Source organism: uncultured Oscillibacter sp., from assembly GCF_947654275.1.
GTDB lineage: Bacteria > Bacillota > Clostridia > Oscillospirales > Oscillospiraceae > Oscillibacter.
The window spans coordinates 54250-80038 of the sequence record NZ_CANTJS010000001.1; the positions used below are offsets into that span (position 1 = coordinate 54250).

Annotated in this window: 22 protein-coding genes; 5 read left to right on the top strand and 17 right to left on the bottom strand. The window is 63.6% G+C overall.

Going from position 1 to position 25789, the window contains the following annotated elements:
* Positions 1-28: 28 nt before the first annotated feature.
* Positions 29-1282: a competence/damage-inducible protein A gene (locus Q0063_RS00235; RefSeq protein WP_297869949.1), complete on the top strand. Its 1254-nt coding sequence runs from the start codon at positions 29-31 to the stop codon at positions 1280-1282.
* Between the two features lie 155 nt (positions 1283-1437).
* Here the strand turns inward: Q0063_RS00235 and Q0063_RS00240 are convergent, their stop codons facing one another.
* The 5 genes from Q0063_RS00240 to Q0063_RS00260 form a co-directional block, all read right to left on the bottom strand.
* Entirely contained in the window at positions 1438-2517 is a 1080-nt protein-coding gene (locus tag Q0063_RS00240) for a BMP family protein (protein WP_297869950.1), read from the bottom strand.
* 115 nt (positions 2518-2632) lie between these two features.
* Positions 2633-3565 carry an ABC transporter permease gene (locus Q0063_RS00245; RefSeq protein WP_297869951.1) on the bottom strand — a complete coding sequence of 311 codons (933 nt, stop codon included), beginning with the start codon at positions 3563-3565 and terminating at the stop codon, positions 2633-2635.
* Position 3566: 1 nt separating this feature from the next.
* The gene (locus Q0063_RS00250) at positions 3567-4616 is read right to left on the bottom strand and encodes an ABC transporter permease (RefSeq protein ID WP_297869952.1); all 1050 of its coding nucleotides are present in this window, start codon (positions 4614-4616) and stop codon (positions 3567-3569) included.
* Positions 4617-4629: 13 nt separating this feature from the next.
* Positions 4630-6138: an ABC transporter ATP-binding protein gene (locus tag Q0063_RS00255; protein WP_297869953.1), complete on the bottom strand. Its 1509-nt coding sequence runs from the start codon at positions 6136-6138 to the stop codon at positions 4630-4632.
* A gap of 484 nt (positions 6139-6622) precedes the next feature.
* Complete coding sequence (locus tag Q0063_RS00260; protein WP_297869954.1) at positions 6623-6793, bottom strand: DUF4177 domain-containing protein; 171 nt, start codon at positions 6791-6793, stop codon at positions 6623-6625.
* Positions 6794-7159: 366 nt separating this feature from the next.
* On the opposite strand from Q0063_RS00260, the gene Q0063_RS00265 reads away from it, so the two are divergent.
* Positions 7160-8521: a hypothetical protein gene (locus tag Q0063_RS00265; RefSeq protein ID WP_297869955.1), complete on the top strand. Its 1362-nt coding sequence runs from the start codon at positions 7160-7162 to the stop codon at positions 8519-8521.
* A 220-nt stretch (positions 8522-8741) separates the two neighbouring features.
* Here Q0063_RS00265 and Q0063_RS00270 read toward each other — a convergent pair whose 3' ends face one another.
* The 8 genes from Q0063_RS00270 to moaA form a co-directional block, all read right to left on the bottom strand.
* The gene (locus Q0063_RS00270; protein WP_297869956.1) at positions 8742-9236 is read right to left on the bottom strand and encodes a molybdenum cofactor biosynthesis protein B; all 495 of its coding nucleotides are present in this window, start codon (positions 9234-9236) and stop codon (positions 8742-8744) included.
* A gap of 22 nt (positions 9237-9258) precedes the next feature.
* A complete protein-coding gene (locus Q0063_RS00275; protein ID WP_297869957.1) occupies positions 9259-10299 on the bottom strand; it encodes a sulfate/molybdate ABC transporter ATP-binding protein in 1041 nt (346 codons plus the stop codon).
* Complete coding sequence (gene modB, locus Q0063_RS00280; protein WP_297869958.1) at positions 10290-10958, bottom strand: molybdate ABC transporter permease subunit; 669 nt, start codon at positions 10956-10958, stop codon at positions 10290-10292. The genes Q0063_RS00275 and modB overlap by 10 nt, the downstream gene beginning before the upstream one ends.
* Before the next feature lie 217 nt (positions 10959-11175).
* The gene (gene modA / locus Q0063_RS00285; RefSeq protein WP_297869959.1) at positions 11176-11994 is read right to left on the bottom strand and encodes a molybdate ABC transporter substrate-binding protein; all 819 of its coding nucleotides are present in this window, start codon (positions 11992-11994) and stop codon (positions 11176-11178) included.
* 55 nt (positions 11995-12049) lie between these two features.
* The gene (locus tag Q0063_RS00290) at positions 12050-13069 is read right to left on the bottom strand and encodes a molybdopterin-binding protein (RefSeq protein WP_297869960.1); all 1020 of its coding nucleotides are present in this window, start codon (positions 13067-13069) and stop codon (positions 12050-12052) included.
* Complete coding sequence (locus Q0063_RS00295; protein WP_297869961.1) at positions 13066-13509, bottom strand: MOSC domain-containing protein; 444 nt, start codon at positions 13507-13509, stop codon at positions 13066-13068. Before Q0063_RS00295 ends, Q0063_RS00290 begins: the two co-directional genes overlap by 4 nt.
* Before the next feature lie 2 nt (positions 13510-13511).
* Positions 13512-13982: a cyclic pyranopterin monophosphate synthase MoaC gene (gene moaC / locus Q0063_RS00300; RefSeq protein WP_297869962.1), complete on the bottom strand. Its 471-nt coding sequence runs from the start codon at positions 13980-13982 to the stop codon at positions 13512-13514.
* Between the two features lie 5 nt (positions 13983-13987).
* Complete coding sequence (gene moaA, locus Q0063_RS00305) at positions 13988-14920, bottom strand: GTP 3',8-cyclase MoaA (RefSeq protein WP_297869963.1); 933 nt, start codon at positions 14918-14920, stop codon at positions 13988-13990.
* 125 nt (positions 14921-15045) lie between these two features.
* On the opposite strand from moaA, the gene Q0063_RS00310 reads away from it, so the two are divergent.
* Positions 15046-15753, top strand: a complete 708-nt coding sequence (locus Q0063_RS00310; protein ID WP_297869964.1) for a Crp/Fnr family transcriptional regulator — start codon at positions 15046-15048, stop codon at positions 15751-15753.
* A 258-nt stretch (positions 15754-16011) separates the two neighbouring features.
* Here Q0063_RS00310 and Q0063_RS00315 read toward each other — a convergent pair whose 3' ends face one another.
* Positions 16012-17322, bottom strand: coding sequence for an alpha-amylase family glycosyl hydrolase (locus Q0063_RS00315; protein WP_297869965.1), 1311 nt, complete (start codon positions 17320-17322; stop codon positions 16012-16014).
* Positions 17323-17512: 190 nt separating this feature from the next.
* The gene (locus tag Q0063_RS00320) at positions 17513-18334 is read right to left on the bottom strand and encodes an amidohydrolase family protein (protein WP_297869966.1); all 822 of its coding nucleotides are present in this window, start codon (positions 18332-18334) and stop codon (positions 17513-17515) included.
* 480 nt (positions 18335-18814) lie between these two features.
* Between Q0063_RS00320 and Q0063_RS00325 the strand changes: the two genes are divergently transcribed.
* A complete protein-coding gene (locus tag Q0063_RS00325; protein ID WP_297869967.1) occupies positions 18815-21046 on the top strand; it encodes a PAS domain-containing hybrid sensor histidine kinase/response regulator in 2232 nt (743 codons plus the stop codon).
* Positions 21047-21246: 200 nt separating this feature from the next.
* Here the strand turns inward: Q0063_RS00325 and Q0063_RS00330 are convergent, their stop codons facing one another.
* The gene (locus Q0063_RS00330) at positions 21247-22422 is read right to left on the bottom strand and encodes a M20 family metallopeptidase (RefSeq protein WP_297869968.1); all 1176 of its coding nucleotides are present in this window, start codon (positions 22420-22422) and stop codon (positions 21247-21249) included.
* A gap of 27 nt (positions 22423-22449) precedes the next feature.
* Complete coding sequence (locus Q0063_RS00335; RefSeq protein ID WP_297869969.1) at positions 22450-23820, bottom strand: Na+/H+ antiporter NhaC family protein; 1371 nt, start codon at positions 23818-23820, stop codon at positions 22450-22452.
* Between the two features lie 880 nt (positions 23821-24700).
* Here Q0063_RS00335 and Q0063_RS00340 point away from each other — a divergent pair.
* A complete protein-coding gene (locus Q0063_RS00340) occupies positions 24701-25789 on the top strand; it encodes a 1-aminocyclopropane-1-carboxylate deaminase/D-cysteine desulfhydrase (RefSeq protein ID WP_297869970.1) in 1089 nt (362 codons plus the stop codon).

Genomic DNA, 25789 nt, shown 5'->3' on the forward strand with positions numbered 1-25789 from the left:
CTTTCCTGGCCATCAGAAAGGAACGCTTATGTCACACACCGCCGAGCTCATCGCCGTAGGCACCGAGCTGCTCCTTGGCAACATCGCCAACACCAACGCCCAGACCCTCAGCCAGAGCCTGTCCGCCCTGGGCGTCAACGTCTTCTGGCACACCGTCGTAGGCGACAACCCGGACCGCCTCCGGGAGGCCCTGGACATCGCCCGCCGCCGGGCGGACATCATCATCACCACCGGGGGCCTGGGCCCTACTTACGATGATCTCACCAAGCAGACCATCTGCGCCGCCTTCGGAAAGCCCCTGGTCCTCCACCCGGACATTCTGGAGGACATCCGGGCCTTTTATGAGTCCGCCCTCCACGTCCCCATGCCGGAGAACAACACCCGGCAGGCGGAGCTCCCCGAGGGCTGCACGGTCTTCGACAACCCCGTGGGCACCGCCCCCGGCTGCGCCTTTGAGTCGGAGGGCGTTCACGTCCTCATGCTCCCCGGCCCGCCCCACGAGATGGAAACCATGCTCCGCCGCCACGTAGAGCCCTATCTGCGCAGGCTGTCCCACGAGGTCATCGTCTCCCGGGACATCATGACCTTCGGCATGGGCGAGTCCTCTGTGGATGAACTCCTACACGAGAAAATGGCCCGCATGACCAACCCCACCCTGGCTACCTATGCCAAGCCCTGCGAGGTCCGCCTCCGGGCCACGGCCAAGGCCCCCACCCGGGCAGAGGCGGAAGCCATGCTGGTCCCGGTGGTCGCGGAGGTCCTGGACCTTCTGGGGGACATCGTCTATGGCGTGGATGTGAAGGACCTGCCGGAGGTCTGTCTGGCGCTTTTGAAGGACAGGGGCCTGACCCTTGCCACCGCCGAGAGCTGCACCGGCGGTCTTGTGGCGGAGAAAATGACCGCCATTCCCGGAGCCTCCAGGGTCTGCCGGGGCGGCGTGGTCAGCTACTGGACCAGCACAAAGGCGGATATCCTCCATGTCCCCCAGGAGATTCTGGACGGCCCCGGCCCCGTATCGGAGGCATGCGCCCGGTCCATGGCGGAGGGCGTCCGCCAAATCACCGGAGCGGACCTCGGCGTCTCCGTCACCGGCTCCGCCGGACCGGACCCCGACGAGCGGGGCGTCCCGGTGGGCATCGTTTACATCGGCCTGTCCACGCCTGAAGGGACCTTCTGCCGCCCCCTGGATTTCGGACGCCGCCGGAGGGACCGCATCCAGGGTCTGGCGGCCAACCACGCCTTCGACCTGGTGCGCCGGTATCTCTCGCGGCTGCCCATGTGAGGCCCCGCCACTCTCCGGAGACAAAACAGAAAAGCGAAAAACGAAGAAAACACAAAAGCCCCCTGCGGGAAATTCCCGCAGGGGGCTTGCTGTCTGGGTTCCGGCGCTTCAGCCGCTTATATCGCGGCCTGCCGGATATCAGCAGAAGATTTACGTTACTGCATAAAGGTGCCGTCCATCACCTGGTCGATATAGCTGTTGTACTTGTCCTGCACCTCAGAGGGCACCAGGTCGCTGAGCTTGCCCACGGACAGAACGCCGTTCTGCATGGTGCCGTAGATGGTCTCGCCGCCGAAGGTGCCGGCCTCCACGGCCTCCATGCACAGGCCCACCAGGCCGGAGTTGTCGGTGACCTGGCTGCCGATGATGCACTCGTTCTGGCCCAGGAAGTCGCCGGGCTGAGCGATGTCATAGACCTTCACGGAGCCGCTGGCGGCATTGGCCTCGTCAATGGCCTGCCGCGCGCCGGAGTCCACGGCGGAGGCGTCGCCAAAGAAGACGTCCGCGCCCTGGTCCATCATGGCCTTGGCAAACTCGATGCCCTTGTCGGAGGCGCTGAAGTCGCCGGAATAGACGATATCCAGAGCCTCGACGGTTTTGCCCTCCTGCTGGCCGATGTACTCGGCGGACTCCACAAAGCCGGCATATTTGCCCTTGGTGGTGTCGATTTCCATGCCGCCGATGAAGGCCACCTTGCCGGTCTCGGTCATAAGGCCTGCCAGGATGCCGGCAATCCAGCCCACCTGCTGGGAATCGGGGAGCAGAGAGGTCACATTTTTGTTGGCGGCCTTGTCCGGGGTGTCCGCGCCGCCGTTCAGCAGGGCGAAGGCGATGTCGGGGTACTCCTCGGCGGCCTGGAGAATGGCGTCGGTGTACTGGTTGCCGGGGGCATAGATCAGGTCATAGCCCAGGTCGCAGAAGGACACGATGTTGTCATAGTAGGCGGACTGGGCAATGCTGTCGGATACGGCGGTCTCCCAGCCGTATTTTTCGGCGGCGTCAATCATGGCGTTGTAGCAGGCCATGCCCCATCCGCCGTCGGAGATGCTGGAGTCGCAGATCATGGCAACCTTGTAGGTCTTTCCGCCGGAATCGCCGCCGGCATTGCCGGAGTCGCCGCCGGAAGGGGCCGCGCCGCCGGTGCCGGTGGAGCTGCCGCCGGAATTGCCGCCTCCGCAGGCGGCCAGGCTCAGCGCCAGAGCCAGGGTCAGAATCAGTGCAAGTACTTTTTTCATTCCGAAAATCCTCCTTATTTTGTTCACGTTTGTGCTTCTATATGAAAACAGACCGCAGGCCTGATTTCAATGTTGGAAAATTCCTAATTCCTCATTCCTAACTCCTGATTGAGGGTCAGCGCTCCTCCCGCAGATAGGGCTTGCCCACGCCCTTGGGGCCGGCCTTCTTCGCGCCGATGACCGCCAGCACCGCCACCGTGGCGATGTAGGGAATCATCTGGAAGAACTGATAGGGGATGCCGTAGCTTCCCACCTGGAGCCGGATCTGAAGGGCGTCGCAGAAGCCGAAGAACAGGCAGGCCAGCAGCACGCCGCCGGCGCTCCACCGGCCGAAAATCACCGCCGCCAGAGCGATGAAGCCCCGGCCGGCCACGTTGCCGTCGGTGTAGGTGGTGGAATAGCAGGTGGTGAGATAGGCCCCGCCGATGCCTGCCAGAGCGCCGCAGATGACGCTGGCGGCGTACTTCACGCCCACCACGCTGATGCCCAGGGTGGCGGCGGCCTTGGGGTACTCGCCCACGGCCTTGAAATTCAGGCCGGACCTGGTCTTGTTGAAGTAGACGGCGGTGAAGATGACCAGACCGTAAGCCAGATACACCATGGGGGTCTGGTCCAGCAGCAGCCGCACCAGGAAGTTCTCGGAGGTGATGCCCAGCAGGCCGGAGAGGGTGGTCATGAGGCCCACCTGAACCAGCTCGCTGCCCGCGCCGAAGTACACCCGGTAGATGAACGCCGCCAGGGCCGGGGCAAAGATATTGATAGCCATGCCGTAGACAATCTGCTCGGCGCAGAGGTTGATGGTGGCATAGGCATAGATCATGTTCACAAGGATGCCCACCGCCGCGCCGGCGGCCACCCCCAGCAGGGGGCTGCCGGTAATCAGGCTGACCATGAAGCCCGTCAGGGAGCCGATGGCCGCCAGACCCTCCAGGCCGATGTGGACCAGGCCCGCCCGCTGGGAATACAGCTCCGCCAGGGACAGGAAAATCAGGGGCGTGGCCATGCGGACGCTGGCCAGAATCAGGTTGGAGATGAAAGAAGCATCCATGTTATGCCGCCTCCTTTTTTGAGAACATCCGGGCCACCGCCGCCTTGAACTGGGGCAGTTTCACCATAGCCAGACCCGCCACGGTGAACACGATTACCAGGGCCTGAATGATATCGGACACGCTGGTGGGCACGCCGGTGGCCGCCTGCATGGTGGTGGAGCCCACCCGCAGCACCGCGAAGAAAACAGCCACCAGAATCGTCGCCAGGGGATGGAGCTGGCCGATGAGGGCCATGGCCACGCCGTCGAAGCCGTAGCCCGCGGCAAAGCCGTTGATGAGCCGGTACTGAGTGCCCATCAGCTCCGCGCTGCCGCCCAGACCGGCGATGGCCCCGGAGACGATGAAGCTCATAAGGATGTATTTTTTCACGGCGAAGCCGTTGAACCGGGCCGCCGTCATGTTCAGGCCCACCGCCCGGAGCTGGAAGCCCCTGGAGGTGTGGAACAGGAAGTAATAAATCAGGAATCCCGCGGCCAGGGCGATGACAAAGGCCGTGGTCACCCGCAGGCCGAAGAGGCGGCTGAGCTTGGTGGCGTCGGGCACCGAGGCCGTCTGGGGCACGGTGCCGTCCCGGAGCCAGTTGGTGTATACCACGCCCATCAGAAGCGTCGCCACATAGTTGAGCATGATGGAGATAATCATTTCGTTCTGGCCCCGGTAAATTTTCAGGAGACCGGGAATGGCCGCCCACAGTCCTCCGGCCAGAGCGCCCAGCACCAGGCAGAGGAGAATGGCGGGCAGGCCCTCCACGCCGCTCTGGGTGGCGACAAAGCAGCAGACGATGGAACCGATGATGAACTGCCCTTCGCCGCCCAGGTTGAACACGCCGCAGCGGTAGGCGAAGCAGGCGCACAGGCCCGTAAAAATCAGGGGCGTGGACCGGGCCAGGGTGGTGCCGATGTTCCGGGCGCTGCCGAAGGCGCCGGCGAACAGGGACTGAAGGGCCACAAAGGGGTTGGCTCCCAGGGCCGCCATAATCACGCAGCCAATGACAAAGGCCAGCAGAATGGAGACCAGGGGCACCAGGATATTGACCAGCTTGTTTTTCATGCGTCTGCCCTCCTTACTTCCCGGCCATAGCCAGGCTGATTTCCTCGATGGGAGGATTTTTCCCGGGATAGACGCCCATAACCTGCCCCTCGAACATGACAATGATGCGGTCGGAAACCTCCAGAATCTCGTCGAAGTCCGCGGACACCAGCAGCACGCCGCAGCCCCGGTCCCGGGCCTCAATCATGGTATCGTGGATGAAGCGGGTGGCGCCGATGTCCAGACCCCGGGTGGGATGGACCGCCACCAGCAGGTCCGGATTGTTCTCCAGCTCCCGGGCCAGAATCACCTTCTGCTGATTGCCGCCGGAGAGGTTCCGGGCCTCCTGCTCAATGGAGGCGCAGCGGATATCATATTTTTCCTGCATCTTCAGCGCATAGTCCCGGATAGCCTTTTTCTTCAGGACAAAGCCTTTGCCGCTGGAGAACTCCGGGGCATCGGTGCTCTTGAGGACGATGTTGTCCTTCACCGTCATCTCCCCGATGAGGCCCATTTTGTTCCGGTCCTCCGGGATATGGGAGACATTTTCCAAAATAAAGCCGTTGGGTGTGAACTGGGCCACCCGGGACCCCTTCATGTCCACGGAACCGGCGTCGGGGGTCAGCACGCCGGTAACCACCTGGGCCAGCTGGCTCTGTCCGTTGCCGTCCACACCGGCGATGCCCACAATCTCCCCCCGGCCCACGGTGAGGGAAACGCCGTTGAGGCCGTTGTGCTTGGAGGTTTTCTGGAAGTCCACCCCCCTGAGCTCAATGACTGGGTCCCCGGCCCGCTCCACCTTCTCATACTGAGAGGGGGTCAGCTCCCGGCCGATCATCAGGTTGGCCAGAGCCTGGCCGTCGGTCTCCTCCCGCTTCAGGGTGGTAACCACCTCGCCGGCCCGGAGGATGGTGATGCGGTCGGAGATGTGCAGGACCTCCCGCATTTTATGGCTGATGAAGATGACGCTTTTGCCCTCCTCCGTCAGCTTGCGCATAATCTTGAACAGCCCTTCCACCTCGATATCCGTCAGGGCGGCAGAGGGCTCGTCCAGAATCAGGAGCTCCGCTCCCCGGTACAGCGCTTTCAGAATCTCCACCCGCTGCTGCGCGCCCACGGCGATCTCCGTAATGGGCTTGTCCAGCTCCACGTCCAGTCCGTACCGGGCGGAGAGCTCCAGAATCTCCTTTTTCCGGGCCTCCCGGTCAATGAAGACGCCCCTGGCGTTCCGGTCCCCCAGGATGATGTTCTCGAAGACCGTCATGGCCTCCACCAGCATAAAGTGCTGGTGCACCATGCCGATGCCCAGCTTCACCGCCTGGGCGGGGGAGTCGATGCGGACCTTCTGCCCGTTCAGGTAAATGCTGCCCTCCGTGGGCTGGTAGAGGCCGATCAAGACGTTCATCAGGGTGGATTTGCCCGCGCCGTTCTCCCCCAGCAGGGTGAGAACCTCGCCCTTTTTGACGGTGAGATTGATGTCTTTGTTGGCGTAGAAGTCTCCGAAGCGTTTGCTGACATGCTCCATTCTCAGGAATTCTTCCAAGATTCCGTCCCCTCCTTTGTTGGTTCGTCCCCGCCCCCCCGGAAGGGAGGAACTCCGCTCCGGCGGGCCCGCGGCCAGCGGCGCCGTTTCAGGCCGCCGCACCGAAACAGGCGGCTGTATTCTGTTCAGCCATGCCGGCTATAGCTATAGCATACGATATTTTCAGGCGTTTGTCCAGAAAATTGTCAGAACAGGAGGGGTCCATTCACGCTTTTTTCAGAAGGAGGGGGCAGGCTCCGTCCCGCCCTGTCTCCGGGAGCCGCCGCGCTCACGGGAGATGGGCCGGGACAGAGCCCGGCCCTTCTCCGTAAAATCTCTGAGGGGAACCCTCCCGCCGGAAAATCCCGCTCCTCCCGCCGGAAAATTCCGCCCCTCCCGCCGGGCCTGTTCCCCCGGCCCGAAAACCCGCTTCGTCAAGCCCCGCGCCAAAAAATCCAAAGCGGGCGGCCGCCTGCTGACGGACGGCTGCCCGATAAACTGAAATTTATTCGTCCACTTCTCTTATAAAAATCATAACACCGTTTCCCCAGGTGCAAAACTTCCAGCCCTCCATCCCCAATTCGTTCCATTGCTTTTCCGCATCAGATACTTTTTTTGAAAAATTCAGTCCGATTTTCTCTTTTACTTCAACCATCTTATATTCGTACTTTTTCAATGCTCACAACCTCTTTTCCTGTTTCAAATTCCGAATTTATCGCTTGGCCATAGCTAAAAGCATACCACTGGTTCAGATGACATTCAACCCTGATTCAACGGTTATCACAGATGGAAAAAAGCCTATCCAAGGTGGGCCGTGAAATTCCTGTTTATCGAATGGGTAACAGCGCATCGTTTCTGTCATATCAATACGCTTTTGCAGGAACCGCCGAAGCGATATCCCGGCAGCGCATTCCTTAAAAGGAACATGCGGCGGTTTGGCTTGCACAGGCGCGGCAAAAGCGGTATAATGAAAAAAGTGTCGAATGCTCACATCGGGGGAGATGAGATGATGAAAAAAAGCGTATCCGTTGACAGGAAGAATTTGGGTGAATACGCGCGGAGAATCAGCCGGATGGAGCTCCGGCGGAAAAAGCTGCTGTCCATGCGGACCTGCGCCGGGCTTACCAGCGGAGCCGCGTTCTTCGCCGCCGCCCTGTCCGCCGCCTACGGCATCGCCGGCTCAATTGAAATGCCTGTTTTCTCCCGGCTCCGCTTTCTGGGCGACGCCTGGAAAACCCTGTGCGCCGCCTTCCTGCCGGAGGGGTATTCTCCGCAAGAGGCCATCCTGTTCTCCATACTGGCCGCCGTCCTGATTGCCGCAGCGGTCCATCTCCTCACCGCGCTGGCCGTGGGACTGGCCTGCTCCGAAACATCCCCCGTCCCCATGGAGGGCAGCGAATCCCAGCAGGCCGCCGCGCTTTGCAAGCGCTGCGCCGCAGCAGGGACCAGGCTTCCGGACCGGAAAAGCTCCGTCTGCATCCTCATATCCCTCTTTTATGCCCTGATCCTTCTGCTGCCAACCCTGCTGGACCGGAACGAGATGGCGGGCGCTCTGGCGGAAAAGGGTCTTGTGGCGCTGATTGCTTCGGTGTCCTTCATGATCGCCTTGCTGGCGCTGATCTACGGCGTCCCCTATGCGGTCTTTTTGTGGGTAAGCGGTCTTTTTTACCGGGTCCGCCGGAAGATTGAGTGGGAAGACGCTCTTGACGCATATGCCAAGCAGTGCAAAACCCAGGAGGAGGAGCAGGCGCGCGCCGAGGCGGAGCGGAAGAGCAGGGAAGAGGCGGAGCAGAACCGCCGGGAAGGCGACGCGCTTTACCGCCGGGCCATCGCGAACCAGACGGTGGACGAGGAATTGATGTGGCAGGCCGCGGAGCTGGGAAGCCGCCCCGCCTGCCTGTACCTGGGCAGACAGATGATGGAGGCCTGGTCCACCGGCTCCTTTACCAAGGAGGAGAAGGCGGACATCGCGGAGGTTGCCAAAAACTATTTTCATACGGCCTCCCTGGAGGAGGATTTCAAGGAGTCCAGAGTCGAAGCACAGTTCGGCTATCTGATGTTTCAGGTTCTCACCGAGAGCGGCAGCGCCGCCAAGTGGCAGGGCGTGCTTTCCCAGCTGAGGGAGGTGCGGGACTCCGGCCTGCTTCCGGAGCGGTTTCACGAGACCTGCACCATGCTGGTTCGCACGGTGGTGGACATGATCGACGCCTCAGCCGCCCAGGCGCCGGCCCCCCGCCGGTCCGCGGAGCCCGTCGTGAAGCGCTGCTACTGCAAATTTTTCAACGCAGGGGCCTGCGGCTGGCGCTCCACCGACGGCTATACCTCCCACTGCAGCTACGTGACAAACCCGGGACAATGCTCCACCGCGCTGATGAACCACGGTCTGGGCTTTGAATTCGAATGACAGGCCCCCGGGGTTCGAAAAGCCGCGGTCCCCGCCGTTTGCCCATCCTCACCGGACCCGCGGGTCTCCGGTGAGGATTTTTCAATGTCTGCACCTGCCGCCCCGTCCCCCCTCCGGCGGGCAGGCGGAAAACTCCAGCAGAAACCCGCCCCACGGCAGACGGCAGATGCTCCGGGAAAGGCGCAGCTCTATGCGTACAGCCCTCCTCCCCCGCCGGTTCTCAGCCCGTCCCGGCGCAGTCGGCCCGGCCCCCCAGAAGCATGTCCAGACCGTGGAACAGCCCGGGCAGCACCGCTTCCAGGTTCTCCCGGGCGGCTTTGGGGCTCCCCGGCAGGTTGACAATCAGGGTCCGTCCCCGGATGCCCGCCGCCCCCCGGGACAGCATGGCCCTGGGCGTCACCGCCAGGGACGCCGCCCGCATGGCCTCCGGAATGCCGGGGGCCAGCCGCTCACAGACGGCCACGGTGGCCTCCGGCGTCACGTCTCTGGGGGAAAAGCCGGTGCCGCCGGCAGTGACCACCAGGGCTGCGCCGGTGACATCCGCCAGCTCTGTCAAGGCGGCCTGAATCGCCGCCTGCTCATCGGGTACCACCGCCGTCTCCACCACCCGGCACCCCGCCGCCTCCAGCAGCGCGGCCACCACGGGCCCCGTTCCGTCGGGACGCTCTCCCCGGGCGCTCCGGTCGCTGACCGTCAGCACCGCCGCCGTATACATACGCAGTTCCTCCTTTTTGTTCTCATTCCAGCAACAGCAAATCCGCCGGCGAAACCCGCACCCGGAGCAGTCCGGCAGGCGGCGGCGTCCCCTTGGGCAGCTCCATCCACAGCGGCGGACTGCCGGGGGCCGCCCCCTGGGGCCGCAGAGCCGCCTGGAGGGAATCCAGGTCCTCCGTCACCCGAAGCACCTGACAGAGGAAGACGTTGTCTATCTCCCCCTCCTCCGCCGGACGGACCCCCCGGAGACCCAGCGACGCCGCTTCCGCCCGCCAGGGGGCGGCGCAGCGGAGGGTCAGCCCCCAGTCCGGGACCTCCACCGTTCCCGGCATGCCGCCGGGACAGACCGGAACCAGGTTCTTGCAGCCGGAGAGCCGGGCGGCGGCAGCGGTGCCGGGGTTCCTCATCAGGATCTCCAGGTCCGTCACCGGGGCGGACCGCCCTCCGTCCAGCACGCAGACCTGCCGGCAGTTCCGGCGGGCCTCCCCCAGGTCATGGGTCACCCACACCACCGGGCCGGGGAACTGCTCCAGGGCCTCCCGCAGCTCCCCCTCCAGCTGCCAGCGCAGGAAGCTGTCCAGGGCGGAAAGGGGCTCGTCCAGCAGAATCGCCTGGGGCTCCGACGCCAGAATGCGGGCCAGGGCCGTCCGCTGCTGCTGTCCGCCGGAGAGCTGCCGGGGATACAGCTTCCGCTGCTCCTCCAGCCGCAGCCGGGCCAGCAGCTCCCCCAGCCGCAGCCGCCGCCGGCCCGGCTCCAGTCCCCTCAGGCACACGGCCAGATTTTCCTCCACCGTCATGTGGGGGAACAGGGCGTACTGCTGAAAGAGGAGACCCACCCGCCGCTTTTGGGGCGGCAGGTCGATTCCGGCCTCGCTGTCGAAGAGCACCCGGCCATCCAGCTCGATGCGCCCCCGGTCCGGCCGCTCCACTCCCGCCACGCATTTCAGCGTCAGGCTCTTTCCGCAGCCGGAGGCCCCCAGCAGAGCCAGAGAATCCCCGGCGGACACCTCCACCTCCAGCCGGAAGCTTCCCAGCCGCTTTTCTATCCGCGCCGTCAGCGCCATGGCCGCCCCTCCTTCCGCTCCAGCAGATTCACCGCCAGCAGCGCCCCGGCGGAAAGCGCCAGATTCACCAGCACCCAGCGGAGGGCCGGGCCGTCCTGTCCGGTGCGCCAGAGCTGATAGACGGTGGTGGAGATGGTGGCGGTGCGTCCCGGCGTGTAGCCCGCCAGCATGGACGTGGCCCCATACTCCCCCAGGCCCCTGGCGAAGGTCAGCACCGTCCCCGCCAGGATGCCCTGGCGGCACAGCGGCATCCGGACCCGCCAGAAGAGCCAGGCGTCGCTGAGCCCCAGGGTCCGCCCCGCCTGGGCCAGCGTCTCGTCGAAGGACTCGAAGGCCCCCCGGACGGTGCGGTACATCAGGGGGAACGTCACCGCCGCCGTGGCCAGCACGGCCCCGGGCCAGGTCATCGTCAGCCGGAGGCCGAAGGTGTCCAGCAGCCAGGCCCCCAGGGGCCGCCGGGGGCCCAGCGCCAGCAGCAGGAGATACCCCACCACCGTGGGGGGCAGCACCAGCGGCAGCGTCAGCACCGCGTCCAGCAGCCCCTTTGCCAGCCGGGGGAGCCGGGCGGTGTACCAGGCGGCAGCCAGGCCCAGAAAGAATGCCAGCACCGTGGAAATAGCGGCGATGCGGATGGAGTTGTACAGGGGGAACCAGTCCATAAGCGCCTCCGCACGTCAGGAATAATGAGGAATTAGGAATTAGGAGTTAGGAATTATAGCAATCGTCAAAATTCCCGGCAAACAGGCCGGCCAGGGGACCGCCCCCTACAGAGGTGTGTAGGGGCCGCCGACAGCAATTTTGAAGGCTGCTATAGTAGTTAGGAATTAGGAATTGTAACGAAAACAGGAACAATTCCTAACTCCTCATTTCTCATTCCTAATTGTCAAGGGGTGTGAAGCCTACAGACTCCAGCACGGCCCCGGCACCGGGCGTGCGGAGGAACTCCAGAAAGGCCCGGGCCTCCCCGGGAAATCTGCTGTTGCTCAGCACGGCGGCGGGGTAGATGACCCGACCGCACATCTCCGCCGTAGCGGTGTCCACCACCGTCAGTCCGGCGGAACGGGCGTCGGTGGCGTAGATGATCCCGCCGTCCACGAGGCCCTCAGCCACCTGGGTCGTGACCTCCCTGGCGTTGGAGCCGTATGTCAGGACCCCGGCGGCGTTCAGGGCGGCTTCGTCCAGACCCCAGAAGGCGAAAATCCTCTGCGTGTACTGCCCCACGGGCACGTCCCCGTTCCCCACGGCCAGCAGGATGTCCCCGGCCTCCAGGGCGGCCCTCAGCTCATCAAAGCTGTGAATCCCGGCGGGGTTCCCCTCCGGAACCGTCAGGACCACCTTGTTCTCCAGCAGGTCGAAGCGGGTTCCCCGGGCCACGAGGTCCAGGCCCTCGGTGTTCACGTCAGGGCCGGCGGCTCTGTCCAGCTGGTCCATCTGCTTCTGTCCGGCGGAGATGAAGACGTCGCACTCCGCCCCCTCTTCAATCTGGGTCTTGAGGGTGCCGGAGGAGTCGAACTGAAAGACCAGGCGGACCTTGGGACGCTCCTCCCGGTAAAGGGCCCCGCATTCCTCCAGCGTCTCCTGAAGAGAGGCGGCGGCGAAGACAATGAGCTCCACATCCTCGGCGCTTCCGCCGCCGGAATTCCCGCCGCAGGCGGTGAGAAACAGGAACAGAATCAGGGCCAGCGCTCTTTTCATCGTTACTCTCCTTCGATACAGCGGCCTGGAGGGACGGCGCAGAGGCCCTTCCCCGCTATTTTCCAAAGCCGCAGTTGGGATAGGTGCAGGTCTCACAGCCCAGGCACAGTCCCCCCTCGCCCATGGCGGCGATGTCCTCCCGTGTAACGGGGACGCCGGCGGCAATCCGGGGGAGCACCAGATCAAAGATGGTACGCCCGGCGTACATGACGCAGCCGGGCAGGCCCATCACAGGGGTCCCGTCTTCGTAATACCCCAGCAGGAACATGGCCCCCGGCAGCACCGGGGCCCCATAGGCGGTGATTTCCGCGCCGCTGCGCTTCACGGCCCCCGGCGTGTTGTCGTCCGGGTCCACGCTCATGCCGCCGGTGCAGAGAATCAGGTCCACGCCTGCCTCCCGGGCCTCCTGAATGGCGGCGGCGATGTCCTCCGCCCTGTCGCCGGGGGTCCGGCGGACCACGGTCCCGATGCCGAATTCCGCCAGCTTTTGTTCCACCGCCGGGGTGAAGGCGTCCTGAATGAGGCCCCCGGCCACCTCGCTGCCGGTGGCGATGACGGCGGCGGTTTTCAGCTTCCAGGGCAGCAGCTCCAGCAGGGGACGCTCCCCTGCGGCGGCCTCCGCCCGGCGAAGCGTCTCTTCCTCAATCACCAGGGGAATCACCCGCATCCCCGCCAGCTTGTCGCCCCTGCGGACTGCCGTGCCGCCATGCCGGGTGGCAATCATGACGTCCCCCAGGGCGTTGACGGCGTTCAGCCGCCGGCTGTCCACCCGGAAGAGGCCATCCGCGGCGGCGGTAAGCTCAATCTTCCCCTCCTTCACGCCGGAGCGGTTCATACGGGCGTTCCGGCAGAGGGCGCAGAGGCGTTCCGCCCCGTCGTTTTCGTGGACCATCCCCGGGACCATCTCCCAGACATAGAGGTGTTCCTTGCCCATGGACAGCAGCACGGGAATGTCCTCCTCCCGGACCACGTGGCCCTTGCGGAAGCGGGCGTCTTTATATGTTCCGGGGATAATCTGCGTCATATCGTGGCAGAGGACATGGCCAACGGCCTCCCGGGTGCGGATCAGCTTCATGTCTCCCCCTCCCCCAGAATCTCGATGGGGTCGCCCTTCCGGACGCGCCCCTCCCTGACCACCACAGCGAAAATGCCCTCGGTGGGCATGACGCACGTGCCTGTGACTTTTTTAATCTCGCAGTCGCTGTGGCACTGCTTGCCAATCTGGGTGACCTCCACCACTGTCTCCCCCAGCCGCAGCCGGGTCCCCACGGGCAGGCGCTTCAGGTCGACGCCCCGGGTGTTGATGTTCTCGGCAAAGGCCCCCGGCTGGAGGTCCGGCAGGAGGGCGCGCATTTTGTCCGCGCTCTCCTCCGCCAGCAGGCTGATCTGCCGGTGCCAGTCTCCGGCGTGGGCGTCCCCCTCGATGCCGTGGCGGAGCCGGAGGTGAATCTCCGGAACCGCCTTTTTCACAGTGCCCTTTTTCTCGCTGATGTTGACGGATACCACCTGTGCCACCCTCACCACTCCTTTTCGTAATCGCCGCTTTTTCCGCCGGTCTTCCGGCAGAGGCGGACGTCCGTAATCTCCATGTCCTTCTGCACCGCCTTGCACATGTCATAGACGGTCAGGGCGGCGGCGGACACCGCCGTCAGCGCCTCCATCTCCACACCGGTCTCCCCCCTGCATTTCACCTCCGCCCGGATATGGACGGCGCCCTCCTCCAGAGTGAACCGGAGGTCCACCGCCGTCAGGCGCAGGGGGTGACACATGGGAATCAGCTCGTGGGTCCGCTTCGCCGCCAGAATCCCCGCCACCTGGGCCACCGCCAGCACGTCCCCCTTGGGGGCCCCGCCGGTGCGGATGAGCTCCAGGGTCTCCGCCGCCATCCGGACCCGGCCCTCGGCCCGGGCGGTGCGGAAGGTGACGGCCTTTTCCGTCACATCCACCATCCGGGCCCGGCCCTGTTCGTTGACATGGGTCAGCTCCATCGCCTTCATCCTCCAATCTGATTCATCCGCCGGCCCGCCTCACTGCGGCCGGTCTCGTTCATATAGTGCCGTTCCGGCTTGGCGGCGATGCCCGCTTCAATGGCCAGCCGCAGGGCCTCCCCGGAGAGGCCCCGGAGGGAAATCTCCTGACGGGAGTGCAGGCAGGGCTTCAGCTTCCCGTCCGCCGTCACCCGGATGCGGTCGCAGGAGGCGCAGAACCGGTGGCTCATAGGCTCGATGAGCCCCACCGTTCCCCGCCCGCCGGGGGAGCGGTACCGCCGGGCCACGCCGGAGCCCTCCAGGGGACGAAGAAAGGGATGGGACTCCAGCACCGCATCCGCCGGGAGGAATTGGGCGTTCCGCCCCTCTCCGATGGGCATAAGCTCAATGAACCGGACCTCCACAGGATATCGGCAGGAAAAGTCCAGAAAATCCGGTATCTCGTCGTCGTTAAAGCCCTTCATCAGCACAACATTCAGCTTTGTTCCGGTAAATCCGGCCTCCTCCGCCGCCTCCAGACCCCGGAATACGTCCTCCAGACGGCCCACCCGGGTCATGTAGGCATAGCGCTCCGGCCGGAGGGTGTCCAGACTGATATTCAGGCGGCTGACTCCCGCCTCCCGGAGGGGCTTCGCCAGCCGGGCCAGGGCCGCGCCGTTGGTGGTCAGGCAGAGCTCCTCCACCTCCGGGATGGCGGCGATCCCCCGGCAGATATCCAGAATGTCCCGGCGGACCAGGGGCTCCCCGCCGGTGAGGCGGACCTTCCGGATGCCGCAGGCCGCCGCTGCCCGGGCAATCTCCACCAGCTCCTCCGCGGAGCAGAGGCAGTCCCCTCCGGGCACGTCCTCCGCAGGCATGCAGTACCGGCAGCGGAGAGAGCAGCGGTCTGTGACGGAAAGGCGGAGATAGGTAATATTCCGATTGTGGCAGTCCAGCATGGCGGCGCTCCTCTCCGGCTTTGATGTTCCTGCCCTGATTATAAGGGAGCGGCCCGAAAAAATAAGTTGTCCTGCCAACATAATTGTGATATACTCTGGGAAAACGGGAAAAGGAGGGCGGCACCATGGAGACGGAGCAAAATCTTTTGCCGCTGCTGCGGCGCTGTCCGCTGTTTGAGGGACTTTCGGAGGAGGCCCTGCGGGACCGGGTCCTGCCCCGGGGGGCTCTCCGGCGCTGTTCCAAAAACACAGCACTGATCACCCCCGGGGAGACGGTAGACTGGTTCGCCGTGGCGGCGGCGGGCCGGGTGCAGATCATGCAGCTGTTTGCCGACGGCACAGGCAGCCTTATGGACGCCCTGGGCCCCGGCCAGGTGCTGGGGGCGGAACTGCTGTGCACCCACAGCCGCCGGGCTCCCTATTACGCCATAGCCGCCGGAGAGGTTCAGATTCTCCGGTTTCCCGGCAGCTTGCTTCTGGAGGAGGACGGCGGCCTGACGGAGGGGGACCGGGCCGCCGTCTGGCGGGCGCTGCTGACTCTGCTGGCTCAGGAGAACATGCGCCGGCACTACCGCATCGCCATTCTCTCCCGGCGGGGCCTCCGGGACCGGGTGCTGACTTGGCTGACCATGCAGGCCCGGCGGCGGCAGTCCCGCACCTTCCGGGCCCCCTTTTCCCGGGAGGAGCTGGCGGCCTTCCTCTGCGTGAACCGCAGCGCCCTGTCCCACGAGCTGAGCCGGATGGAGGCGGAGGGGCTGATCCGCTTCCGGAAAAACGAGTTCACCCTCCTCTCCGCCGGAGAGAGTCAGAGCGCCTGGTGCGCCCTGGAGTAGGCGGAGGAAAAAGCCCCCGCCGGACCGGCGGGGGCTTTTCCGATATCTTTTCGAAATTTTTTCGACGCTTTCGAAACCTTTTCGAGACTTTTCCCGAGACCTTTTCGGGGGCCTTTTCAAAAACGATTCACATTTGTGTTCCCCTATGTACCCGCCCGGCAGTCAAGGCCTTGCGGGAAGGCGGCGGGAAACACGACGGCGGATGGGGCATTTCAGGTTTGACCGTCCGAGCGAACGTCTGTCTCCAGTTTTTCATGGTTACCGTTCGCACTTCCAGAAGGCCACGCTGTAGGGGGGCAGCTCGCTGCCGCCGCCAAAGTCGTGGGTCTCTCCGGTGATCAGGTCCACCGCCCGGCCGCAGCCGGCGTCAAAGTGGGCGGTATAGGGCGCGTCGGAGGCGTTGACAGCCACCAGCACCCGTTCCGCGTCCGTCCGGCGCTGGAAAACGGTCTGGTGGTTGGTGAGGACAATATCCTTGAAGTCCCCATAGCACAGGGCTTCACTCTCCCGGTGGGCCCGGACCATGGCGGCAATCCGGTCCGTCAGGTCCGTCCACTCCGGCCTGTCAAGGGCAGGGCGGAGGGCGTCGTCTCCCTGGGACTTCTCCCCCGGAATCCCCCACTCGCTGCCGTAGTACAGGCAGGGAATGCCCGGCATGCCGAAGAGGAGGCCGTAGAGCAGGGGCAGGTGCCGGGGATTGGTCAGAATGCTGGCGGCCCGGGTGACGTCGTGGTTGTCCGCGAAGCACAGGAGATGCTTCCCCTTGTACAGCGTCCACTGCTCCGGGCCGAACTGGCGCTTGAGGCTGTGTACAATCTCAAAGAGATTCATGGAATTCAGGCTGGAGTAGAGGCCCTTGTAGCACTCGTAGTTCGTGCAGGAGTGAAGGAGTCCGTCTCCCACCCAGCGGTTGTAGTCCCCGTGGAGGGTCTCCCCCACCAGGAAGAATTCCGGCTTCAGCCCCTCGGTGAACTGCCGCAGGCGGCGGAGAAACTCGGGGTTCAGGCAGTAGGCCACGTCCAGCCGCAGGCCGTCGATGCCGAACTCCTCCACCCAGAGCCTTACGCAGTCCAGCAGGTAATCCACCACGGCGGGATTGCGAAGATTCAGCTTCACCAGCTCGAAATGTCCCTCCCAGCCCTCGTACCAAAAGCCGTCGTTATAGTTGGAATTTCCGTCGAAATTGATGTGAAACCAGTCCTTATAGGGGGAGTCCCATCTTTTTTCCTGAACGTCCCGGAAGGCCCAGAAGCCCCGGCCCACGTGGTTGAACACCCCGTCCAGCACCACCTTGACGCCGTGGCTGTGGAAGGTCCTGACCACCCTGGCAAGGTCCTCGTTGGTCCCCAGGCGGCAGTCCAGTTTCCGGTAGTCCCGGGTGTCGTAGCCGTGGCGGTCGCTCTCAAAAACCGGGGTCAGATACAGGGCGCTGACGCCCAGGCGCTCCAGATGCTCCGCCCAGTCCATGAGCTTCAGAATCCGGCTGGTCAAAACGCCGTCGTTCTCCCGGGGCGCGCCGCAGAGGCCCAGGGGAACCATTTGATAAAATACCGCTTGCTCTGCCCACATAATATCTCTTCCTTTCTCGCTTCAGTCTGCACTCAGTATATCACAGTTTCTGCCGGCGGTCGAGGGTTTTTGCGGAGCATGCCCCCGTCCGCCGGAAAAGAGGCCACACAGGAAGGCTCCGGCGGCGGCGAAATGCCGCCGGATGAGACGCGCAGGCGGATACGACCCGTTCCCGGAGCGCCGGGCTCCGTCAGAGCCCCAGGCCGTAGACCCGGTTGGCGTTGCTGAAAAACACCGCATCCCGCCGGGCCTCCGGCAGCAGCCGGTCCGCAAATGCGATATACTCCGCCAGATTGACAATGGGCCAGTCGGTGCCGAAGAGAATCTGATCCCAGCGCCCCGCGGCCTTCAGCCAGGTCCGAAGCAGGTCCGCATACCCCGCCTGCTCCCGAAACCAGGCGTCCAGATCCGTCCGGCCCTCCAGCAGCCCGGAGAGGTCGGCGGAGACGTTGGGGTTCTTCGCCAGCACCGCCGCGGCGGACTCCCAGAAGGGACTGCCGAAATGGCACATGACAAACCGGGCGGAGGGGTGGTCCGCCGCGATCTCATCCAGCGCCAGGGGGTGGCAGTATTTCAGGTGGGCCTGGGGGAAGGAGGTCAGTCCCATATGGACCGCCACCGGCTTGTCATAGTGCCGGGCCAGCTCATAGACGGGCTGGTACAGCGGGGCGGACAGGGGAATCTTGTGATATCCGGGGTACAGCTTCACCCCGCAGCAGCTCTCCCGCCGCAGGTGGGCCTCCACCCGGTCGGCAATCTCGGAGACGGACAGCTCCATGCCCCCCAGCAGCCTGCTGTCCAGGCCCACGCAGTAGTGAAACAGGTCCGGCGGATAGTCGTGTTCCTCCAGCTCCAGCCCTCCGTTTCCCATAATCACGCCATGGAGGATGCCAAGCTCCTGATAGACCTGCCGCAGATGGGCCGTGCTGTTCTCATGGCCCACCTGCCGGGCTCTCTCCCCGGCGTCGGGGCCGGTGAACAGATGCAGATGGGCGTCGATGATGGTTTCCATAGAAGCGTTTCCTTTCCGCTTTTTTTGTTCCTCTGACTATAGCACAGCGCCGTCCCTTTGGCAACATCAGGACCCGTTTTGGAAGTGTCCGCTCACGGGAAAATGGCCTGGTCAGGGGACCAGTCCCCACTGGGTGTTCTGCTGATAGTGCAGGGGCCCAATCCCACAGGGTGTTCTACCAATAGAAGAAGTGTGGGGCCCGGTCCCCTGACCGGGCCATCCTTCGGAACCACGCCACTCCCGGAGCCGCGGGAGGAACCGGCGCAAAATGCCCGTTTGGCCGGACTTCTCTCAAAAATATGTTTGCCATACGGACATTCTTCTGATAGAATATATTGTATATTTTTACCGGAAGCCGCCCGGACACACCCGGCGCTCCCCCTTGCCGGCATGACCGGCGTCTGTTTTTGCGGGTGCCCTCTGTTCGTCCGGCGCGCTCCGGCTGTTGGAAATACAGATTTTTTTATAAGGAGTCAGTTTATGAATCACCAGGAGCGACCGCATCGTTTAATCGAGCACGTCCTGAATCTCCTGAATTTTCTGCGCCGGTCCAACATTGAAATCAACCGCTTCATGGACTCCGGCGGAGACTTCGCCGGGCTGGAGCCGCCGGATGTCCAGGGCGCGCAGATGGCCTATGAGATCATGCGGTTCATGGACGAGATGCCCGGCGGCGTCCTGATTTACTATGCCGGCGGCGGAGAGGACATCATCTATGCCAACCGGGAGCTTCTGCACATTTTCCAGTGCGGAAATCTTCAGGAATTCCGGGAGCTGACAGGCAACTCCTTCCGGGGAATGGTGCATCCGGAGGATCTGGAGGCTGTGGAGCGCAGCATCTGGGAACAGGTTTCCGCCAGTCAGTACGACCTGGACTATGTGGAGTACCGAATCATCCGCAGGGACGGAGAAATCCGCTGGATTGAGGACTATGGCCACTTCATCCACAGCGAGGCCGTGGGGGACCTGTTCTATGTCTTCCTCAGCGACGCCACAGAGAAGCTGGCCCGCCGCCAGACCGAGCTGGACCTGCTTCTCAGCCAGCGGGAGGCCAGGGAACAGCAGCTTCAGAGCGTCATTGAGGAATACGACAAGGAGCGGTCCTTAATCAACCAGGAATACCTGCGGCGCCTGAAGGTCATCGAGGGGCTCAGCATCAACTATGAATCCATCTTCTACGTGGACCTGGAAAAGGACCAGATTCTGCCCTACCGACTGAGCAGCCGGACGGAGCACGCTTTTGAAAAGCGCTTTCAGCCCCGCCGCTTCTCCCTGTACATGGACGACTATATTCAGACCTGGGTCTGCCCCGAGGACCGGGAGACCATGGCCGGGGAGCTGACCAGGCAGTCCATCCGGGAGCGGCTGGCGGGCAAGACCACCTATTATATCAACTACCGGGCCCTGAGCGGCGGAGAACTCCAGTATCTTCAGCTCCGGGTGGTGGACGCGGGGCACACCGGCCCGGCGGGGCAGGTGGTCATCGGCTGCCGCCGGGTGGACGAGGAAATTCAGCACGAGATGGAGCAGAAGCAGATGCTGGCGGAGGCCCTCAGCGACGCCAGCACGGCCATTGCCGCCAAAAACGCCTTCCTCTCCAACATCTCCCACGATATGCGCACCCCGCTGAACGCCATATTCGGCTTCTCCTCCCTGGTCCGGAAAAAGGCCGAAGACCCGGAGGCCGTCCAACACTACGCCGAGAAGCTGGAAACCGCCAGCCTCCAGCTGCTGGAGATGATCGACAAGGTTCTGGAGCTGTCCTGGAACGGCTCCGGCGACCCTCAGACGGCGGAGTCCATCTGCGACCTCCGGACGCTGATGGAGGACATCCACGCCGGATTCCTCCCCAAGGCCGCGGAAAAGGACCTGTCCTTCTCTCTGGACTGCGGATCCCTGACCCAAAGCACGGTCCTCTGCGACCAGGAAAAGCTGCGGCAGCTGCTGATGTACCTGGTCAACAACGCCATCACCTACACCAACACCGGAGGCAGCGTCTCCCTCACCGCCGCCCAGAGGAGCGCCGCCGGGGAACACGGCGCTCTGTACCATTTCATTGTGGAGGACAGCGGCATCGGCATCGAGCCGGAATTCCTCGACCATATTTTCGAGCCCTTCTCCCGGGCGCAGAACACCACCCACAGCGGCGTCCACGGCGTGGGCCTGGGGCTGACCATCGCCAAAAACATTGTGGATATGCTGGGCGGGAGCATTGACGTCCGGAGCACCCTGGGCCGGGGCACTGCCTTTACCGTGGCCCTCCGCCTCCCCTTCCGGGACGCCGGACCGGAGACGGCGCCGGTCTCCGCCGTGCCTCTGGCCGGGAAACGGGTGCTGGTGGCGGAGGACAATCCCATCAATCTGGAAATCGAAATGGAGCTGCTTCAGGACCTGGGGTTTGAGGTGGAGTCCGCCTGCAACGGCAAGGACGCCGTGGAGTTGCTGCGCCAGGCCCCGCCGGAGCACTACGACCTGGTGCTGATGGACATTCAGATGCCGGTGATGGACGGCTGGAAGGCCGCGGAGGCCATCCGGGCCCTGCCGGACCCCCTCCGGGCCCAGGTGCCTGTCATCGCCCTGTCCGCCAACGCCTTTGAGAGCGACATCCGCAAGTCCCTGTCCCACGGCATGGACGCCCACCTCACCAAGCCTCTGGATATCCCCCAGCTGCTGAAAACCGTTCAGCGGGTCCTGCGGGAGCGCCGGAGCTGACGGACCGGCTGCCAAACACAGGGCCGACGGGCGGCGCTGTTCCTCCTGTTCTGCGGGCCGTGCCTCATCACGGCCTCCGGCGGAGCATGGGGACACAGAACCTATCCATATACAAAGCCGGCTCCGCGAAAGCGGAGCCGGCTTTTCCGTGTTCCGTCATGCCCTCCGTCCCGCCGGGCTCTTTGGCGGCTTCGGACGCCTTACGCCTCCAGCAGCTTCAGGGCGTTATAGGCGAACAGCGCCGCCGTGCGGGGCAGGATGCTGTCATCCAGCCGGAAGGAGGGGTTATGCAGGGGAACGGCCTGAAACAGGGCGTCGTTCCGGCAGCCCGCGAAGAGGTACACCGAGGGCACCTCCCGGGAGATGTAGCAGAAATCCTCTCCCCCCATGTACTTGTCCGCCTCAGAGGCCACCGCCCCGCTCCCCAGGAGCTCCGCGGTGTTGGCCCGGACCCGGGCCGTCAGGGACGGCTCATTCTGAACCGGCCAGCAGGCAATCCGGTACATCAGTTCATACCTGCCGCCGTAGAGGGAGGTGACGGCTTTGGCGCAGTCCTCGATGAAGGCTTTGGCCTTCTCCGGAATCTCCGGCCGGAAGCTCCGGACCGTGCCGCTGAGCTCGCATTCGCCGGGAATCGTGCCCCAGTTGGTGCCGCTCTGGAAGGTACACACCGACAGCACCACCGGATCGGCAGGCACGCAGACCCGGCTGACAAAGGTCTGAAGCAGCTCATAGACCTGCACGCCCATGTTGATGGCGTCCACGGCGCTCTGGGGCTCGCTGCCGTGGGAGCCCTTGCCGAAGAGCTTCAGGCGGAAGAAATCCGGGTTGGAGGTCACGGCCCCCTCCTGAATCAGATAGGTCCCGGCGTCATAATCCGGCGTGACGTGGGCGGCCAGAGCCATGTCCACCCCCTGGAGCACGCCGGCCTGGACCACCCTCTCCGCGCCGCAGCTCCGCTCCTCGCTGGGCTGGAACAGCAGCTTCACCGTGCCGTGAAGCCGGTCCCGCAGCCGGGAGAGAATCATCGCCGTCCCCAGCAGCCAGGTCACATGGGCGTCATGGCCGCAGGCGTGCATCTTCCCGGCGCACCGGGAGGCGCAGGCCAGGCCGGTGGCCTCCTCAATGGGCAGGGCGTCCATATCCGCGCGAATCAGCAGGGTCTTTCCCGGTTGGGCCCCCCGAATGAGACCCACCACGCCGGTGCCGGCAACGCCGGTCTCCGTCTCTATGTCCAGGGACCTCAGAATTTCCTCCACCTTCCCGGCGGTGCGGAACTCCTCAAAGCCCAATTCCGGGTTCCGGTGCAGGTCCTCCCAGATTTCCCGGAGCCGGGGGGCGGCGGACTCCGCCATCTGCAAAATCTGTTCTTTCATGACTCTTCTGTCTCTCCTTTTCGCCGCTCAGCGCCTGGCCGATTTGGCCTCATTCTGCTGCCGGATGTACTCTTTTTCCTCGGGGGTCCGCATCAGGCCGAACTGAATGGTAATCACAGCGGCCAGCAGCAGGAAGTAGCAGTAGAAATTATACTGGACCACCGCCAGCGGATTCAGCGCCGCGTAGAAGCCGGACAGGGTCAGCATACCGCCGGCGTGGGGGGCCAGTCCGTGGACGCCGCAGGCAAAAATGTCCAGCAGGCTGGCGTTCCGCTTGGGGGCGATGTGGTGCTCGTTGGCAATGTCCTTGGCCAGAGGCGCCGCAATCATGATGGCAATGGTATTGTTAATCAGGGCAAAGTCCAGCAGGCCGGACATGAAGCCGATGCAGTACTCCGCGCCCTTCCGGGTGCGGACACGGCGGTGCAGCACGTCCACCAGCCAGTCGATGCCTCCGTAGACCGTGATGATGCCGATGAGGCCCCGGAGCATAATGGCCACAATGGCGGTGGACATCATGCCGGACATGCCGGAGCCGATGGCCTGGGCAAAGCCCGCCAGGGTCAGGCTCCCGGTGAAAATGCCCACCAGGCCCGCCAGGAATGTGCCGCTGATCAGGACGATGAACACGTCCATGCCGCAGATGGCCGCCGCCAGAACATAGACATAGGGGATAATCTTTACCAGACTGTAGGACAGGTCGCCGCTGATGGGCTGGGCGCCGCTGCTCATCAGAGAGAAGGCAATCACCGTCACCAGGGCCGCAGGCACGGCAATCAGCAGGTTCATGCGGAATTTATCCTTCATCTCGCAGCCCGCGCCGGTGGTGGCGGCAATGGTGGTGTCGGAGATGATGGAGAGATTGTCTCCAAAGAGAGCGCCGCTGTAGACGGCGGCAAAGTACAGCGGAATGCTGGACCCGGTGCCCTCGGCCACCGCCAGGGCAATGGGGGCGATGGCCACCAGCGCGCCGGAGGAGGTGCCGATGGCCGTAGCCACCAGGGCGGTGATGATGAAGATGCCCGGCAGAATGAACCGGACGGGCACCAGGGACAGGCCCAGGTTCACCACGCTGTCCACCCCGCCCATGGCCTTGGCCACGCCGGAGAACGCGCCGGCCACCAGGAAAATCATGCACATCATAATGGTGCCCTCGTCGCCGGCGGCCCGGCAGAACTTGGAGACCTTTTCCGTCAGGGGCATGTACCGGTTCATCAGAAACGCGGCCACAATGCCCACCAGAATGGCGGCATGGCGGGGAAACTGGTTCCAGGGCTGCTCTACGGTTCCGGTGATGGTGTAGTAGATTCCGCAGCCCAGATACAGGCCCAGGAATACAAACATGGGGATAAACGCGGCGAATCCATACTTTTTTACAGTCTGCGTATCGTTTGTCATCGGTTCTCTCTTCCTTTCTCTTCACGGTGCGGCTGCCGGTTCCTCTCAGCCGGGGTCTTCGGCGGACGTCAAGCTGCCGGACTTGTACAGGCTCCGTGCGCCGCCAAATATTAAAGCAAACCGTGTGCCATTTCTCCCCAATGGGTCCCGTTTTTCTCCCTATCAGGCGGGGAAAGCCTTGCGCCGTCTGAATCGGTATGCTGTACCGCCCGGAAAAGGGCAGCATTTTCAGGAGTCCGCCGGCTCCGGCAGTAACCGGATAATACAGGATTTAATAGGAGAACACAAAAGAATTCTCCTGTTGAATCGCCTTTCCGGAGAACGCCGGCCGTTGACAAGACCGTCTTTTGGTCTCTATAATAAAACAGACTTGTACAGGAAGCCTCGTATCCGACGCTATTTCCGCAGACCCCGGAACCTCCTGCCACAGCTTATAGTCAGCACAAGGAGTTTTTGCCTTACCCGTCAGCGGCTCCGCCGCTGTTTGAAAATCGGTATCTGCCGATTTTCAACTGTGCTGATTAGAGTCTGTTTTAAAACCGTCAAAACGCCGTCTTGGGGTATCTTATTCCGCCAGGACTGCGTTGATTGGACTTGAAATCCGTCAGGATTCCCGCGTCCAATCGCCTTGTCTGGCGAAATAATCTGCCCCCATCCGGCATTCCGCTGGTTTTAAAACAGCCTCTAGGCCTTGTTTGAGAATTGGCGGAATGCCCAATGGCGAGAGATTTTTCCGCCAATCAAGGCAAATTTTCGCAGGCGGGCTGACGCCCGGCAAGGAAATTTAACGCAGAGTGGCGGAAAAAGATCCGCTGTTTGGGCGTTTCGACATTTTTCAAACAAGGCCTATATCAATCTTTTACAGAAAGGGCGAATCAACATGAACATTGTAGATTTGAAGCACGCTCAGGCGGGTTATGTCAACACGCCCCTGGAGTACATGCCCGCCCTGACCCGGGAGCTGGGAGGCGGCCCTCTCTACATCAAGCGGGACGACCTCACCGGCCTGGCCCTGGGGGGCAACAAGGCACGAAAGCTGAACTACATCGTCCAGTATGCTCTGGACAATGGCTACACCGCCCTGATGACCTTCGGAGGCGTCCAGACCAACCATGGCCGCCTCACCGCCGCCGCCGCCATCCGCTTCGGGCTGAAGCCCATTCTGGTGCTGAAGGGAGCCAGGCCGGAGCGCCTGTCCGGCAATCTGCTGCTGGACCGTCTCATGGGCAGCGACATCTACTTTGTGGACAGCAGCGCCCTGGACGCCCTGCCGGAGGAGGAGCGGGAGGCTGCCAAAAGCCGCCACCTGGAGGAATGCGCCGCCCGAATCATCGCTGAATATGAGGCCCGGGGGGACAGGGTTCTCTCCATCCCCGTAGGGGGCCAGACCGTCATCGGCTCCGCCGGCTATGTGCAGGCCATTCCGGAGATCATGCGCCAGATGGAGGAGCAGAGCATTCAGGCCAGATATCTGGTGGTGGGCTACGGCTCCACCGGCACCTTCGCCGGCCTCTGGGCCGGGGCAAAGTACTATCACGCCCCCTTCGAGGTCATCGGCATCCCCATTGAGCCGGACTACCGCCCCAGGGAGGAGACCGCCGCCTTCATCAACGAGCTCAGCGCCTTTTTCGACATGGGCTTCACCTGCTCCGCCGGAGACCTCCGTCTGGAGTGCGGCCCGGCGGAAACCCCTTACGGCGGCGTGGGCTACAACGAGCCCGACCCCGTCACCCAGCGGCACATCGAGCTGCTGGCCCGGACCGAGGCCATTTTTGCCGACCCCTGCTACACCGGCAAGGTGCTCCACGGCTTCACGGACCTGGCCCGCCGGGGGATGCTCCCGGGGGGCGCCATTCTGATGCACACCGGCGGCGCGCCGGGGCTCTGGTCTCAGGAGCACCTGGACCCCATGCAGGAGCTGTTCTGGTCCGACGAAACGGCGGACCGGGTCCATGTGATGAAGGCATAG

Coding starts and splice junctions, on each gene's coding strand:
- Q0063_RS00330 (WP_297869968.1), bottom strand. CDS start 22,422: ATGAAAGAACAGATTTTGCAGATGGCGGAGTCCGCCGCCCCCCGGCTC.
- Q0063_RS00335 (WP_297869969.1), bottom strand. CDS start 23,820: ATGACAAACGATACGCAGACTGTAAAAAAGTATGGATTCGCCGCGTTT.
- moaC (WP_297869962.1), bottom strand. CDS start 13,982: ATGGAGCTGACCCATGTCAACGAACAGGGCCGGGCCCGGATGGTGGAT.
- Q0063_RS00245 (WP_297869951.1), bottom strand. CDS start 3,565: ATGGATGCTTCTTTCATCTCCAACCTGATTCTGGCCAGCGTCCGCATG.
- Q0063_RS00275 (WP_297869957.1), bottom strand. CDS start 10,299: ATGGCGCTGACGGCGCGGATAGAAAAGCGGCTGGGAAGCTTCCGGCTG.
- Q0063_RS00240 (WP_297869950.1), bottom strand. CDS start 2,517: ATGAAAAAAGTACTTGCACTGATTCTGACCCTGGCTCTGGCGCTGAGC.
- Q0063_RS00235 (WP_297869949.1), top strand. CDS start 29: ATGTCACACACCGCCGAGCTCATCGCCGTAGGCACCGAGCTGCTCCTT.
- Q0063_RS00340 (WP_297869970.1), top strand. CDS start 24,701: ATGAACATTGTAGATTTGAAGCACGCTCAGGCGGGTTATGTCAACACG.
- Q0063_RS00320 (WP_297869966.1), bottom strand. CDS start 18,334: ATGGAAACCATCATCGACGCCCATCTGCATCTGTTCACCGGCCCCGAC.
- moaA (WP_297869963.1), bottom strand. CDS start 14,920: ATGCTGGACTGCCACAATCGGAATATTACCTATCTCCGCCTTTCCGTC.
- modB (WP_297869958.1), bottom strand. CDS start 10,958: ATGGACTGGTTCCCCCTGTACAACTCCATCCGCATCGCCGCTATTTCC.
- modA (WP_297869959.1), bottom strand. CDS start 11,994: ATGAAAAGAGCGCTGGCCCTGATTCTGTTCCTGTTTCTCACCGCCTGC.
- Q0063_RS00290 (WP_297869960.1), bottom strand. CDS start 13,069: ATGAAGCTGATCCGCACCCGGGAGGCCGTTGGCCATGTCCTCTGCCAC.
- Q0063_RS00270 (WP_297869956.1), bottom strand. CDS start 9,236: ATGTATACGGCGGCGGTGCTGACGGTCAGCGACCGGAGCGCCCGGGGA.
- Q0063_RS00325 (WP_297869967.1), top strand. CDS start 18,815: ATGAATCACCAGGAGCGACCGCATCGTTTAATCGAGCACGTCCTGAAT.
- Q0063_RS00250 (WP_297869952.1), bottom strand. CDS start 4,616: ATGAAAAACAAGCTGGTCAATATCCTGGTGCCCCTGGTCTCCATTCTG.
- Q0063_RS00310 (WP_297869964.1), top strand. CDS start 15,046: ATGGAGACGGAGCAAAATCTTTTGCCGCTGCTGCGGCGCTGTCCGCTG.
- Q0063_RS00315 (WP_297869965.1), bottom strand. CDS start 17,322: ATGTGGGCAGAGCAAGCGGTATTTTATCAAATGGTTCCCCTGGGCCTC.